Source organism: Devosia sp., from assembly GCF_040509215.1.
In the GTDB taxonomy this organism is placed as follows: Bacteria; Pseudomonadota; Alphaproteobacteria; order Rhizobiales; family Devosiaceae; genus Devosia.
Window position 1 is genome coordinate 1 of the sequence record NZ_JBEVLL010000260.1, and the last position, 14177, is coordinate 14177.

The 14177-nt window shown below is 62.1% G+C and carries 13 protein-coding genes; 4 read left to right on the top strand and 9 right to left on the bottom strand.

Annotated elements, in window-relative coordinates:
• Positions 1–52 precede the first annotated feature (52 nt).
• The 3 genes from ABW043_RS22910 (at position 53) to ABW043_RS14690 (ending at position 3155) form a co-directional block, all read left to right on the top strand.
• Complete coding sequence (locus tag ABW043_RS22910) at positions 53–1000, top strand: calcium-binding protein (protein WP_502908652.1); 948 nt, start codon at positions 53–55, stop codon at positions 998–1000.
• A gap of 21 nt (positions 1001–1021) precedes the next feature.
• The gene (locus ABW043_RS14685) at positions 1022–2365 is read left to right on the top strand and encodes an HlyD family type I secretion periplasmic adaptor subunit (protein WP_353921944.1); all 1344 of its coding nucleotides are present in this window, start codon (positions 1022–1024) and stop codon (positions 2363–2365) included.
• A 130-nt stretch (positions 2366–2495) separates the two neighbouring features.
• On the top strand, positions 2496–3155 hold the full coding sequence (locus tag ABW043_RS14690; RefSeq protein WP_353921945.1) for a response regulator: 660 nt from the start codon (positions 2496–2498) through the stop codon (positions 3153–3155).
• A 36-nt stretch (positions 3156–3191) separates the two neighbouring features.
• Here ABW043_RS14690 and galE read toward each other — a convergent pair whose 3' ends face one another.
• The 9 genes from galE to ABW043_RS14735 all read right to left on the bottom strand — a co-directional run bounded on the left by galE (position 3192) and on the right by ABW043_RS14735 (position 13231).
• Positions 3192–4178: a UDP-glucose 4-epimerase GalE gene (gene galE, locus ABW043_RS14695; RefSeq protein ID WP_353921946.1), complete on the bottom strand. Its 987-nt coding sequence runs from the start codon at positions 4176–4178 to the stop codon at positions 3192–3194.
• Between the two features lie 38 nt (positions 4179–4216).
• Positions 4217–5008: a Crp/Fnr family transcriptional regulator gene (locus ABW043_RS14700; RefSeq protein WP_353921947.1), complete on the bottom strand. Its 792-nt coding sequence runs from the start codon at positions 5006–5008 to the stop codon at positions 4217–4219.
• 308 nt (positions 5009–5316) lie between these two features.
• Positions 5317–6180 carry an ROK family protein gene (locus ABW043_RS14705; protein WP_353921948.1) on the bottom strand — a complete coding sequence of 288 codons (864 nt, stop codon included), beginning with the start codon at positions 6178–6180 and terminating at the stop codon, positions 5317–5319.
• On the bottom strand, positions 6177–6851 hold the full coding sequence (locus tag ABW043_RS14710; RefSeq protein WP_353921949.1) for an N-acetylmannosamine-6-phosphate 2-epimerase: 675 nt from the start codon (positions 6849–6851) through the stop codon (positions 6177–6179). The genes ABW043_RS14705 and ABW043_RS14710 overlap by 4 nt, the downstream gene beginning before the upstream one ends.
• An 11-nt stretch (positions 6852–6862) precedes the next feature.
• Positions 6863–7795 (bottom strand): dihydrodipicolinate synthase family protein, encoded by a 933-nt coding sequence (locus tag ABW043_RS14715; RefSeq protein ID WP_353921950.1) that lies wholly within the window; start codon positions 7793–7795, stop codon positions 6863–6865.
• Positions 7792–8631, bottom strand: a complete 840-nt coding sequence (locus ABW043_RS14720; protein ID WP_353921951.1) for an ABC transporter ATP-binding protein — start codon at positions 8629–8631, stop codon at positions 7792–7794. The genes ABW043_RS14715 and ABW043_RS14720 overlap by 4 nt, the downstream gene beginning before the upstream one ends.
• Positions 8628–10616, bottom strand: a complete 1989-nt coding sequence (locus ABW043_RS14725) for a dipeptide/oligopeptide/nickel ABC transporter permease/ATP-binding protein (RefSeq protein ID WP_353921952.1) — start codon at positions 10614–10616, stop codon at positions 8628–8630. Before ABW043_RS14725 ends, ABW043_RS14720 begins: the two co-directional genes overlap by 4 nt.
• Positions 10616–11581, bottom strand: coding sequence for an ABC transporter permease (locus ABW043_RS14730; protein WP_353921953.1), 966 nt, complete (start codon positions 11579–11581; stop codon positions 10616–10618). The genes ABW043_RS14725 and ABW043_RS14730 overlap by 1 nt, the downstream gene beginning before the upstream one ends.
• Positions 11582–11668: 87 nt before the next feature.
• Positions 11669–13231, bottom strand: a complete 1563-nt coding sequence (locus ABW043_RS14735; protein WP_353921954.1) for an ABC transporter substrate-binding protein — start codon at positions 13229–13231, stop codon at positions 11669–11671.
• A gap of 138 nt (positions 13232–13369) precedes the next feature.
• Between ABW043_RS14735 and ABW043_RS14740 the strand changes: the two genes are divergently transcribed.
• Complete coding sequence (locus ABW043_RS14740; RefSeq protein WP_353921955.1) at positions 13370–14104, top strand: FadR/GntR family transcriptional regulator; 735 nt, start codon at positions 13370–13372, stop codon at positions 14102–14104.
• Positions 14105–14177: the final 73 nt, after the last annotated feature.

Here is a 14177-nt window from a genome sequence, read left to right on the forward strand (position 1 = left end):
CACAGCCGGAGCCGGCAACGACAATGCCAATGGCGGCGAGGGCGATGACGTCATCAATGGCGATGACGGTGACGACATCCTCGTCGGAGACGTCGGTAACGACATCATCGATGCCGGAAATGGTGATGACACCGTCGATGGCAACGATGGCAGCGACACCCTCTTTGGCCGTGCCGGCAGCGACACGCTCCGCGGCGGCGAAGGTGAAGACCAGATTCAGGGCAATGACGGCGAGGATACCCTTATTGGCAATGCCGGCGCGGATCTGCTCGACGGCGGCGCGGACGACGACACGCTTCATGGCGGCGCCGATAACGACACTCTGATCGGCGGCACCGGCGATGACGAGATTTATGGCGACGATGGCAATGACCTGATCGCCGCCGACGAAGGTGACGATGAAATCGACGGCGGTACTGGCGACGACCACATCATGGGCGATCCCGGCCATGACCTGATCGACGGTGGCGAAGGCCACGACACGCTCGACTACTCACAATTTACCGCCGACATCCACCTCGACCTCACCGCCGGCATCGCCATCAGCGACCAGATCGACAAGGATTACTTCGAAAACATCGAGCAGTTCATCGGCGGCCAGGGCAACGATGCCTTTATCTTCGGCGATGTCGCAGCCATCGTTTCTGGAGGCGGCGGCGATGACCTCTTCATCTTCACCATGTCCGACTCGCGGCCGGCACTCAGCCACCAGCTCGTATTCGGCATCCTCGACTTCGTCGTTGGCGACCGTATCCACGTGGCCGACTATGAAATCTCCCAAAGGGCGGAACGCCTCGAAGAAGAACGCTTTGGCGACGTCTATGACGCCATTGACGACGGCTTCGAGGCCGGCCTGCCGATCCGCGTCACCTATGCCCACTACGACGATATGGACCACACCATCATCGAGGCCGACGTCGATCGAAACGATTTCTACGAGATCTCAATAAGCCTTGATGGCGTCCACCTGCCTCTGGCGATCGGCAATCATGTCGCCTGATCGGCGACCGGGAGTGAACAAATGACTACCTTGGACATGGCGGCACCCTATCCTCGTGCCAACCTCTCGCATAGCAAGGTCAAGGCGACCGACTTTTCGTTGCGCGGCCGGGTCATTACCGGCAGCGTCGCCGCCATCCTGTTGGTTGCCGGCATCGGTGGCTGGGCCGCCACCGCCAAGCTCTCCGGGGCCGTTGTTTCCAGCGGCACGGTGCTGGTTGCCGAAAACGTCAAGATTATCCAGCACCCGGATGGTGGCGTGATCCAGGCCATCAACGTCCATAAGGGCCAGCATGTAGTCGCCGGCGACGTGTTGCTGCGTCTCGACGACGTGCAGATCCGCACCGAGCGCTCCATCATCAAGGGACAACTTGCGGAACTCGTGGCACGTCAAGCCAGGCTCATCGCCGAGCGTGACGCCGCACGAGAAATCTCGTTTCCTCTCAATTTCCTCTCGACCTATCCTGACGCCATCCTGATCCTGCAAGGCGAACAGCAACTGTTCGAAAGCACCACCCGGAACCGGTTGTCCCAGCGCGAACAACTCCAGCTGCAGGTGTCGCAGCTCGAGCAGGAAATTGGCGGCCTGCAATTCCAGGCGACGGCCCTTGCCGACGAGTTGGCCCTGGCGCGCGAGGAGCGCGACCGCATGGGCTCGCTATCGCAAAAAGGTCTTATTGAAACCACCCGTCTCAACGTTGCCGACCGCGAACTGGCTCGCATGCTCGGTTCCCAGGGCGAATTGACCGCCAGCATTGCGCGTTCCAATGCGCGCATCAGCGAAATAAACCTGCAGATCCTGGCGATCGACGATGTCGCTTATACCGAAGCCCAGCGCGAACTTCGCGCCGTGACGGCCAATATTGCCGAACTCAACGATCGACTCGTCGCTGTCGAGGATCGGCTGGACCGAACCCTCATCCGCTCGCCCGTGAACGGCTCGGTGAACGAGCTCGCCGTCACCACATTGGGCGGCGTCATCGGCTCGGCCGAGCGCCTTCTCACGATCGTGCCCGACGATGCGGACCTTTCGATCGAGTTCAAGGTCGCCATCAACGATATCGACCAGATCCTGCCGGGCCAGGAGGTAAAACTCCGCTTCAGCGCCTTCGACCAGCGCACGACCCCGGAAATTCCCGCCGTCGTTTCGCGCATTTCGGCGGCAGCCACCAGCGATCCCCAGAGCGGCCAGAGCTACTATACCGCCGAGGCCAGCGTGACCGGCGACCTTTCCGTCCTCGGCGATCGCGGACTTATCCCCGGCATGCCAGTGGAGGTCTTCGTCCAGACCCAGGAACAGGTGGCTATTGCCTACTTCGTAAAGCCCTTCACCGACCAGATTTCCCGTGCTTTCCGCGAACAGTAAGTACTACTGACATTCGAGTTAATCACATTTGCAAAATCAAAAATAAAGGGAATTTACCGGTCATTAATAAAGTCGTAGGCTCTCAAATGACAGGAAAACTGGGGGTCGCAGGCAGTACTGCTATAATCCAATGAGGAAACCTATCAGAGTCGCCATCGCTGACGATCACCCGGTTTTACTCGCCGGAATGGTCTCCCTGTTCGCCGGAAGCGACCGGCACGAAATCGTCGGCCAGGCCGACAGCGCCGATGCCAGCATGGAGCTGGTCAAGACGCTCGCTCCCGATGTCATCATCATGGACCTGAGCATGCCCGGAGACGTATTCCGGACCATCGCACAGATCGGGGCCACTGCCCCAGACACCAAGATCGTCGTCTTCACCGCCTATTGCAGCATCGAATCCGCGCTCAAGGCGCTCGATGCCGGCGCCACCGGCTTCGCCCTCAAAGGCAGCCCCTCGTCCGAACTTCTCGAAGCCATCGATACCGTCATGGCCGACCAGATGTTCGTCACCCGCCAATATGCCAGCCAGGTCATGAACGGCCTGCGCGATCGAGCCCGCCGTCAGGCCCTTGACGAAGCTGTCCGCCTCAATGTCCGCGAAAAGCAGATCGTCGGCCATCTGATGCAGGCCCGGACCAATCGCGAAATCGCCGCCGCACTCCACATCAGCGAGAAGACCGTCAAACACTACATGACCGGCCTCATGCTCAAGCTCAAGGCTCGCAACCGCGTGGAAGTCGTCATCGCATCCCGGCTGAGCCAGGAACAGGCAGACGCCCGCTCCTGATCGGGGCGGGCGCACAGAGCACAGCGATAAATAGGGTTACCGGTTGCGCAGCATCAGGTGCCGCTCCCAGGCGAACGCGGTATCGACGATCGTGTAGAGATCATTGAGCCGCGGCACCCAGCCGAGGAGCGTGCGCGCCTTTTGTCCGGTTGCCGTCACCGAGGCCGGATCGCCCGCCCGGCGCGGCGCTTCATGCACCCGGAAGGGAACGCCTGAAATTTCCCGCACCGCGTCGATCACCTGCCGCACCGAATAGCCCTGGCCATAGGCGCAATTGATGGTGCTGCTCTCCATGCCCGCCCGCAAATGCTTGAGCAGCAGGGCATGCGCGGCGATGAGATCGGTGACATGGATATAGTCGCGAATACCCGTCCCGTCCGGCGTGTCGAAATCGGTCCCGAAAATATCGATATGATCGCGCTGCCCCAGTGCGGTCTGGCAGGCTACCTTGATCAGGTGGCTGGCATGGGGCGTCGATTGCCCCGTGCGCATGCCGGGATCTCCACCCGCCACGTTAAAATAGCGCAGCACCCCAAAGGTCATCGGATGGGCCGCCGCGACATCGGCCAGCATCCATTCCGTCATCAGCTTTGAACGCCCATAGGGCGACATGGGGTTGAGTGGACTCGTTTCGACCACCGGCTCGAGCCCGGTCATGCCATAGACCGCCGCCGTTGAGGAAAAGATGAAATGGCGAACACCCCCACGTACGGCGGCGTCGATCAGGTTGCGCGAGGTCGCAGTATTGTTGGCATAATACTTGAGCGGATGGACTACCGACTCCGGCACTACGATGGAGCCGGCAAAGTGCACGATTTCGGAAATATCGTATTCTTCGATCACCCGGTTCACGAGGCCGACATCCCCGGCATCGCCCCGCACGAAGGTCGCTCGGCTGTCCACCGCCCAGTCAAAGCCGGTCACCAGATTGTCGAGCACCACCACGGTCTCGCCGGCATCGGCCAGATTGAGCACCATGTGGCTCCCGATATATCCGGCCCCGCCGGTAACGAGTATCGCCATGTCGATCTCCCGCGCGAAAATAAGGATTGGAACCGAGACTATTCGGCCGCGACGATCACGCCGGTTCCCCGGCGCCGTACCGGACCATCCGATCGCTCCACGGGCGAACGCTTGGCCTCCTTGACGCCGCGACTGCGAACCATATCGATGAGGTACTCCTCGTCCTGCCGCGAAATCGCGATCAGGTCGGCCCGCTTGAGGATGCGGAAATTGGAGGAGTTGATCACCGCGATGGTACCCCGGCGCACCAGGGCCTGAATGGAGCGGCTGACGCTTTCCTCGGTCGTGGCGAGATAAGCGGCAAAGTCACGCCGATTGATCGGCACGTGCACCACCCCTGCCATCCGATCCTCGTCCGAACCGGCCAAGAGCTTCAGCATCATGAAAGTCGACACGCGTTCGATGACGCTGGTGCAGGCCAGAACGAGAATGCGCTCATGCGCCTCGTCGAGCTGGTGCAGGTTTTCCATGTGGATGAAATGTTCGAGTTCGGGATCGGCCACAAGTTGCGCTTCGAAAGCTGAACGCTCAAAGCAAACAACAATCACACTACTGGCCGCCTCGATGGTAAATTCCGTCGCGACACCAAAGATACGACCGAAGAAACCGGGCGCCTCGATGACCCCGATAATATTGGATCGGCCATCGGGCAGGAACGTTACCAGCTTCACTGCCCCCGAGACGACATAGCCGACGATGTCCTTCATCCCCGACTCGTAGATCGTCTCCCCTTGAGAGAATTCGCGCATTCGGCCAGACGCAATCGACCGATCTGCCAGTCTTTTCAATGACGAAGGGAAGTCGCTTCGATGGATAAACTGATTCGTCATTTCACTCTCCTTGCCCCCTCAAGTGCAAGTAGAGCTGAGTCAGTCGAAGCCTCCTATTCACGATGGTCGCATCAATATTCAGACAAAAGGCGCTACCCCGAAAATGACGTTGGTCGCCTACCGATCAGACCTTGGTCGCATCCAAAGGGAAAAGCTCAATTCGAAATCGATACAAATGATCAAGTCATTGAATTTTCACAAACTTGGGACGTCGCCGACCGGGCCCATCTTCACTATTTTGTGTGCGATATTGCCCCTATCAGCGGCCAGTTTCGGTTAGATCGGCAGAAAGCAGAACTAGCCGCCGCTCAGCCTTCGTCGGCCTCGACGGCAATCAGCAGCGCGCCCATCAGGCCGCTGTCATGCGTGAGTTCCGCCGGCACGACTTCGGGTCGAAAAAGCGCTGGCTCATTCTCCAGATGCCGCATCACGCGCGCCAGATAACCCGGCACGAGGCCAATGCTGCCGCCCACCGCCACGCGGTCGAGCCCCAAGATCGTCGTCAGGTCCCCGATCAGTCCAGCGATAGCCGCGGCGGATCGGTCAATCACCGGCTCAAACCCGCCCTGCTCGAAAACCGAGCGTGCATCGGGCAATCCCGCCGCCGCTGCAATTGCCCGTCCGCCGGCAACGCTTTCAACAGTTCCAACGCGTCCTGATCCACAAAGCTGATCGCCGACACGTGTCCCGGCAAAGCCGACATGCCCGGCTAGCCCATTGCCGCTGTCAATCAGCCTGCCACCGAGAACAAGTCCTCCGCCGACGCCGGTCGAAACGGTGATGAACGCAAAATTGTAGGCGCCCTGCCCCGCGCCAAGCCGCGCTTCCGCCACAGCCGCAGCGGCCGCATCATTGACGCAGTGCGCTCGCGCGCCGAACCGCTTCCGCAGCGTCGTCCCCAGTGGCGCAGCACTGATCCCACGCAGCGTCCCGGTATTGATCGCGTGCCAATCGCCCTGTCGATCCACGCGCCCCGTCACGGCGACCCCAAGTGGGCCGCCGTTCTCATACCCAAGTTCGCCCAGGAGATCGGCAATCACCGCAACCTGCGCATCCATATCAGCACCGGCATCGGTCGCCTTCTGCAGCCGGGCTACGACTTGCCCGTGCTCGATCCGCGCCGCCGCCGTCTTTGTGCCGCCAAGGTCGACCGCAAAACCCGAAACGCTCATCTGGCACTCCGAACCGCGTCGGCAAACCAGCCGGTCACATGCTCGAGGCGCGTCAGCGCGCTCCCCACCGTTACCGCATCGGCGCCCGCCGCCATGGCTCTCGCCGCCAACTCAGGCGTATTGATCCGCCCCTCGGCCATCACGAAGCCACCCAGCGTCTTGAATGCAGCAATCAGCTCAAAATCCGGCCCCTCATGCCGCCCCTCGGTCTCTTCCGTATAGCCCGACAAGGTCGTGCCGATCACCGCCGCCCCACCTGCAAGGGCAAGGCGCCCATCCTCAAGCGTGGCGCAATCGGCCATGGCCAACCGTCCACTCCCAAGAATAGCCGCCAGCACATCTTCCCGCCCACCGGGCCGGACCCGAGGCGTCGCGTCATAAGCGATGATGTCGGCGCCGGCCTCAGCCAGCGCCAAAGCGTCTTCCACCGTCACGGTGATCCGAACCGGACTATCGACAAGGTCGGTCTTCACAATGCCAATGATGGGCACATCGACCACTGGACGCACAGCGCGGAGGTTGTCCACCCCCTCGATGCGCAATCCGACCGCCCCACCGGCCACGGCCGCCCGGGCCATGGCTGCAACGATCTCGGGCCGGTCCATGGGACCATCATCCACCGGTTGGCACGACGCGACGAGACCGCCCCTAAGCCGTTGCAGTACACTCATTCCAACGCCTCTCACGCAGCCCGATTCACGAGGCCGACATCCTTCACGATGGCGCGAATCTTGTCGATGGTTGCCCCATCGAGCGGCTTGATCGGCGCGGTCATCGCCGCAGAACTCAGCAGCCCTACTTCGGCCATAGCCGCCTTGAAGGCACCGACGCCCGCCGCGTCGCCCGAGCGACCGGTCGAGCAGAAGACGATCTCAAATAGGCGGTTGATATAATCCTGCTCGGCAATGGCTTCATCCATCCGGCCCGACTTGGCCGCCGCCCAAAGCCGCACATAGGCCCCTGCATCGACATTGGCGAGGCCCGGCACCGCCCCATCGGCGCCGATCATCGCCATGGCGTCCACAACAACTTCATGGCCGGTAAAAAGCGCCAGCGGATGCCCCGCAGCCTCATTCATGGCAATCAGCCGGCGGAAGCCGACATCGTCGCCCGAAGAATCCTTCACGCCGACAATGACGCCTTCCTTGCCCAGCTCCACCAGAAGCTTGGCCGAAAGCTTGCGATGCACGCGCACCGGAATGTCATAGGCAAAAAGCGGCGCGTCGATACCGGCGCGGATCAGGCGGAAATGGTCGGCCACCTCGGCCTCGTCATTGATCGTATAGACCGGCGCTGTCGCCACGATGGCATCAGCCCCTGCTGCAATCAGTGCCCGCGCCCCCTCGGCAATGCGCGCCGCCGTCAGGTCGATGGCCCCGGCAATCACCGGCACCCGGCCCGCGGCCGCCTTGCTCACGACCTTCACGATTTCAACGCGGTCGGCATCGGTGAGGTAGGCTACCTGCCCCGTCGATCCCAGCGCGAAAATACCATCGACGCCCGAGACGATCAGGTGTTCGACGAGCTTTTCGAGATCGCCATAGTTGATGCTGCCATCGGCGCTGAGCGGCGTGACGATGGGAGGAATGATGCCCTGATAGGTGTGCTTGGTCATGGTCGTGTCTCAGATCGTAGGAGATGGGGAAGGGAGTGAGGTTTTTGCGCCTGCAGCAGGCTCGGCGCCGCTTCGAGCAGCGTGCGCGTATAGTCCTGCGCGGGATTGGAAAGGACCTGGCTGCCAGGTCCGAATTCGACGACCTTGCCGTGCCGCATCACCGCAATATCGTCGGCGATGTAGCGCACCGTCTGGATGTCATGGGAGATGAACACCATCCCCAGGCCCAGCTCGCGCTTGAGGTCCTGCAGCAGGTTCAAAATCTGCGCCCGCACTGAAACGTCGAGCGCCGAAGTCGGCTCGTCCGCGACGATCACCTCTGGCTCCAGCGCCAGCGCCCGAGCAATCGCGACGCGCTGCCGCTGCCCGCCGGAAAGCTGGGCCGGAATAGCGTCCAGCACCGATTGCGGCAGGCCCACCAGCCCCACAAGCTCCGCCACCCGCGCTCGCCGGCTGGCCGCATTGCCAATCCCGTGTACTTCCAGTGGATCGCTCAGCGCATCACGCACTAGCATGCGCGCATTGAGCGCCGTTGCCGGGTCCTGGAACACCACCGACACGACGCGCCCGATGCGTTTCCGCGTCGCCGCATCGAAACGACGGACGACTTCGCCGCCAAACAAAACCTGCCCGGCGCTGGGCTCGATCAGTCCAATGAGCACCTTGGCGGCCGTCGACTTGCCCGACCCGGACTCGCCGACAATCCCCAGCGTCTGCCCTCGGCGCACCGAAAGCGAAACCGTGTCCACGCCCCGCAACACCTGCGGCTTGAAGAGCGACGAGCGGGTGCGGAAATCAACAGAGACTTCGCGCAGTTCGATAACGGGCGTGCTCATTGGCCTGTCTCCAGCGCTACAACAGCGTTATCCTCGGGATGAGCAGCATAAAAGTGCGTCGTCCCCGCCACCTGCCGCATCACCGGGGTCACCCCGCCATTGCGCATGGGATCAGACGAGCGCGGCGCAAATCGATCCCCCTTGGGGAATTCGCGCGGCGATGGCACCACACCCTTGATCTGATGCAGACGCGACGCCCCCGCCTCGATACTGAGCACGGCGCCGAGCAGGCCTCGCGTATATTCGTGGATCGGCTGGGTCAGAACATCGCGGCTACTGCCCTGCTCAACCAATTGCCCCGCATACATCACCGCAATGCGGTGCGAGATTTCGGCCACCAGCGCCAGGTCATGCGACACGAACAGCATGGCAAAGCCCAGCTCTTCACGCAGGCGATTGAGCAGTTCCACCACCTGCTTCTGCACCGTCACGTCGAGCGCTGTCGTTGGTTCATCCGCGATGACGAGCTTGGGGTTCCGCGTCAGCGCCATGGCAATCAGCACACGCTGCCGCTGCCCGCCCGACAGCTCATGCGGATAGGAGTTGAGCGTCCGCTTGGGGTCGAGCCCCACCATCTCAAGCAGGTCCTCGGCACTGCGCGTGCCGCCGCGCGAGGTCAGTTGCTTCATCTGCGACCGGATCAGCATGGCCGGGTTCAGCGACGACAGGGCATCCTGATAGATCATCGCGATGCCCTTGCCCCGCAGCCCATTGCGCTGCCGCTCGTTCATCGTCAGCAGGTTCTCACCCTCGAAAAGGATCTCTCCCTCGATCCTGGCCCGCGGATCGAGTAGCCCCATGATGGCGAGCGAAGTAATCGACTTACCGCAACCTGACTCGCCCACCAGCGCCATGGTCTCGCCTGGCCGCACGCTGAACGAGACATTGTCGACGACATTCACCGACCCATGCCGGGGAAAGGCGATGCTGAGATTGCGGACCTCAAGCAGCGGCACGATGCCACCGGCAAAAGCCAACCGGTCCGTGCGCGCGCTTTCCACCGATCGCAACTGCGCCAGCCGCTCGTCCAGCGACACAACGGGCCCCGCAACCGCAGCCTTGGGCGCCTCAACTCCATTGATCGCCGCCTCGACCGCCGCCGCAGTCACCTGCGTCCGGCTGCGCGGCGCTGCCATGGCGTCGGTCATCCCCTCAGCCAGAATGTTCAGCGCCAGCACTGTCGTCGTGATCAGCGCACCGGCAAAGAGCGTAGGCCACCAGCCGCCCGACATCACCAATTGCCGCCCCGAAGCCATCACATTGCCCCAGGACGGCTCCGGATCGGGCACACCCGCTTGAATGAACGACAACGACGCCTCAAAGACGATCGCATCGGCCACCAGCACCGTGGCAAACACGAGGATCGGCGCGAGGCAATTGCGCGCCACATGTTTTGCGAGGATGCGCGGGGTCGATGCCCCCATCACCCGCACGGCGGCGACATAATCCTCGCCGAACTGCCCGATGATATTGGCCCGAATGACCCGCGTAAGCTGCGGGGTATAGAGAAAGGCGATGGTCAGGACGAGCACCGGCAGCGATTGTCCGAACACCGTCACCAGCATCACGGCCAGCGCGATGCCCGGAAACGACATGACCATGTCGAGGCACCGCATCAGCACTTCGGCGACCCATTTATGCGCCGTGGCCGCAATAGCACCCAGCACCGAAGCCGCGAGCAGCGCCACCGCCGTCGCCGCCAGTCCGATCACCAGCGAAGACCCCGCGCCATGCACGAGCCGGGACAGCACATCCCGCCCCTGCCGATCCGTGCCAAACCAATGCACGCCGTCCGGCGCCGCCGGGCCACGCGTCAGCCCCGTCGCCAGCGGATCGAATGGGGAGATAACCGGCGCGAACACAGCCACAAGCCCGATCAGCGCCACCAGTCCCAGCGCAATTTTGGACGCCAGCGGCAAATGCCGCAGGCCCATCAGACGCATGCCCGGCACGGAGAGTTTATGAGTAGTCTCGGTCCTGATCATCACACCGTCCTGATGCGCGGGTTGACCAGCACGTAGAGCAGGTCGACGACGACATTGATCACGACAAAGGCGAGAGCCACGGTCAGGGTCACGCCCTGCACCAGATTGGGCTCGTTATTCGTCACGCCGTTCATGATCAGCATGCCCATCCCGTTGATATTGAAGATGATCTCGATCACCACCGCGCCACCCATCAGGTAGCCGATCCGCAGGCCCAGCACCGTAATCGGGGTAATCAGCGCATTGCGCAGCACATTGCGGCCAACCACCACATAGCGTGGAATGCCCGCCCCCAGCGCCGTACGAACATAGTCGCGGTCCAGCTCTTCGACGACCGCAGTTCGCACCACGCGCGAAAGCTGACCGATCACCGGCACCGCCAGCGCCACCGCCGGCAACAGCATGCGATACAGCCAGCCGCCAAAATCCTCGGTCAACACTGGAAGTTTTCCCGAGGTCGGCAGCATGGAAAAAATCCCGACCTTGTTGCCCAGCAACTGGATCAGCAGCACGGCGAGCCAGAACGACGGCGTCGAGAGTGAAGCAATGGACAGCACGCGGATGGCCTGGTCCGGCCAGCGATCCCGATAGATTGCCGCGACGACGCCGAGCACCAGCGACCCGACCACCGCAAGGATCAGCCCCAGAAAAGTCAGCTGCAGCGTTATCGGGAAAGCGCGCAAAACCTCGTCGATCACAGGCAATTGCCGCGCCGAATAGGTCCCGAGATCGAAATGGGCCAGCCCCGTCACAAAGCGCGCATAGCGGGTGAGCAGCGGGTCATCGAGACCATGCTCAAGCCGATATTCCTGCCGCGCCTCGATGGAAGCGCCCTCGCCCAAAGCCGTTATGGCCGGGTCGATCTTCGAAAACGACATGACGAAGAAAACGAGAAAGGTGATCCCGAGGATCATGAGCGGCAGTTGCACAAGGCGCCGCCCGATCAGGTTGAGCACATTTGACATATTGGCTGGCCCGCTTTGCGAATTGCGATTGGCAGAAGGCCGCCTGGGCACCGGGGGAGAATAACCGGCGCCCAGGCAGTTTGGCGCCTATTGCTTGACGCCAACACCGAGGAAGGAGAGCCCGGTGGTCGGCACCGGCGCAAAGCCTTCGAGCTCGTCGGCATTCCATGCCGTCGGCAACTGGCGGTGCAGCAGCGGATAGAGCGGCACCTCCTCGGAAAGAAGGTCGAACGCTTCGTTCCACTTGGCCTGCTGTTCGTCGCCCGACAGGCGCTGTGCCTCCTCGAGCAAAGCAGTCAGCGTCTTGTAGCCTTCGCTTTCGGCCCAGTTGTAGCGCGTCTTGGGCCAGACATTGTCGCCATACCACCACTGCATCAGGATATCGGGGTCGTTGCCGAACACCGACGGATCGCCCGGGGCAATCATCACCTGCATCTCGCCGGCATCGACCTTGCCATATTGGCCACCCGACTGCCCGATATCGAGCGTCGTATTGAACCCGACCTGATCAAGAGATTCCTTGATGATCGGCGCCACGTCCTTGACCCAGCCGTGGTCGGTGCTCATCAGCGTGATGTCGAGCGTCGGCGTACCGGCTTCGGCGAGCAGTGCCTTGGCCTTTTCCGGGTCATAGCCATAGACGACGGCCGCCTCGTGGTAGTTCGGATGCGTTGCCGGCAGGAACGAGGTTGCTGCGACAGCATTGTCGAGCATGCCGGTACCAATGATCTTGTCCATGTCGAGCGCATAGAAGAACGCCTGACGCACGCGCACGTCGTCGAACGGCTCGGCCTTGGTATTGAACATGGCAAAGAGCAAGCCGAAGGACTGCGCCTTCTCAAGCGTCGCCGTGGCTGCAACGGCATCGACGTCGATATAGGGCACGTCCTCGATCGCCATCACCGTACCGGAGGAGAGCGCATTGACGCGCGCACTGGGGTCGGCAATCAGGTTCCAGACCATGTCCTTGGCCAGCGCCGGTCGCAGACCAGTATAGCCATCGTTGCGTTCGAAGATTATCTGCGCTTCCGGCGTCGCCGACACCAGCTTGTATGGGCCCGAACCGATCGGCTGCTTGCCGAACGCATCGGCGTCCGCCTCGACCGCGGCCTTCGGCACGATCTTGACCGAACCCAGCCGCTGGTTGAACAGCGAGAACGGATATTTCGTCGTAATCTTCACCGTGTCATCAGACACCGCCTCGACACTGTCCACAAAGGCCACGAACGAGCGGAACAGCGACTTGGATTCCGGATCGAGCACGCGCTCGAATGAGAACACCACATCCTCCGCCGTCACCGGCGTACCATCGTGGAATACCGCGCCATCGCGCAGCTTGATCGTATAGGTCAGCCCGTCTTCACTGACGGGCATTTCCGCAGCGAGCGCAGCATAAGGCTCGCGCGTCACCGGATCGAGATCGACTAGACCCTCGAACAGGTGCCAGTTGACCCCGACGGTAACGGCGCCCGAGGCACTCATCGGGTCAAACGTGCCCGAAAGACCGTAGGCAATCGCTGCCTGGATCGTCGCATCGGGATCGATGCCTTCCTGGGCATAAGCGCCCGCTCCCAGCATCCACATAGACGCAAATGCACCGGCCGCCAGGCACAGTGCACGTCGAGAAATTCCGAAACCCTTGTTACGCATGGTCATACCCTCCAGTTGACATCAGACGTCTGATGTCTTCTACGGATTAACGAAGCCGCGCGCAACCCCTCTTGTTTCGCCGGGCCAAACCGCCAAAAGTGGAGCGCAGCCGTGGGGCGACAAATAAGGGAATCGGGGATGAACGGTCCGGCCGAGATGAGCAGCAGTGAATCTCGCATGCGCCGCAGCACGACTGCGGAGGAGATCAAACGCCTGATTCTGTTGCGGGGCCTGCATCCCGGCGACCCCATCCCCACCGAAACCGAACTCTGCCAGGAGCTGGGCGTCTCCCGCTCATCCGTGCGCGAGGCGATCCGCACGCTGGCCACCCTCGACATCGTCGAAGTCCGCCACGGCACCGGCACCGTCGTCGGCCAGATGAGCCTGGCGCCACTCGTTGAAACGCTGGTCTTCCGCGGCGTTCTCTCGCCCGGCGACGACCTTGCCGCTTTGCGCGACGTCGTCGACCTCAGACGCTCGCTCGATCTCGCGCTGACCGATGATGTGGTGAAAGCCCATTCGGACCAGGTCGACGAAGAAATTCCGCGCCTTGTCGAACAGATGCTGACCAGCGCCGAGAACGAAAAGGCCTTCCTCTACGAAGACCGCCAGTTCCACACCCGGCTGCTCGCCCCCCTAAAAAACCAGCTCGCCGGCCAGTTGGTCGCCGCCTTCTGGGATATTCACACCGCCGTACTGCCAAGGCTCGACCTGGCCTTGCCGGCCGATCTCCGCCAGACCGCCAAGGCCCATAGCGACATGTATGCCGCCGCGCGCTCGGGCGACGGCGACGCCTACCGCAAGGCCGTAGTGGATCACTACCAACCCCTCTTGCGCATGCTCAAAAGCCGCTCGGAAGGCGGGCGCGGCTAGCTGCTGCGAATTGCGCCCAACTACCTTCACCCCAACCACCGAACGTCATCCTCGGGCTTGACCCGAGGACACT

Coding starts and splice junctions, on each gene's coding strand:
- ABW043_RS14685 (WP_353921944.1), top strand. CDS start 1,022: ATGACTACCTTGGACATGGCGGCACCCTATCCTCGTGCCAACCTCTCG.
- ABW043_RS14690 (WP_353921945.1), top strand. CDS start 2,496: ATGAGGAAACCTATCAGAGTCGCCATCGCTGACGATCACCCGGTTTTA.
- galE (WP_353921946.1), bottom strand. CDS start 4,178: ATGGCGATACTCGTTACCGGCGGGGCCGGATATATCGGGAGCCACATG.
- ABW043_RS14700 (WP_353921947.1), bottom strand. CDS start 5,008: ATGACGAATCAGTTTATCCATCGAAGCGACTTCCCTTCGTCATTGAAA.
- ABW043_RS14705 (WP_353921948.1), bottom strand. CDS start 6,180: ATGAGCGTTTCGGGTTTTGCGGTCGACCTTGGCGGCACAAAGACGGCG.
- ABW043_RS14710 (WP_353921949.1), bottom strand. CDS start 6,851: ATGAGTGTACTGCAACGGCTTAGGGGCGGTCTCGTCGCGTCGTGCCAA.
- ABW043_RS14715 (WP_353921950.1), bottom strand. CDS start 7,795: ATGACCAAGCACACCTATCAGGGCATCATTCCTCCCATCGTCACGCCG.
- ABW043_RS14720 (WP_353921951.1), bottom strand. CDS start 8,631: ATGAGCACGCCCGTTATCGAACTGCGCGAAGTCTCTGTTGATTTCCGC.
- ABW043_RS14725 (WP_353921952.1), bottom strand. CDS start 10,616: ATGATCAGGACCGAGACTACTCATAAACTCTCCGTGCCGGGCATGCGT.
- ABW043_RS14730 (WP_353921953.1), bottom strand. CDS start 11,581: ATGTCAAATGTGCTCAACCTGATCGGGCGGCGCCTTGTGCAACTGCCG.
- ABW043_RS14735 (WP_353921954.1), bottom strand. CDS start 13,231: ATGCGTAACAAGGGTTTCGGAATTTCTCGACGTGCACTGTGCCTGGCG.
- ABW043_RS14740 (WP_353921955.1), top strand. CDS start 13,370: ATGAACGGTCCGGCCGAGATGAGCAGCAGTGAATCTCGCATGCGCCGC.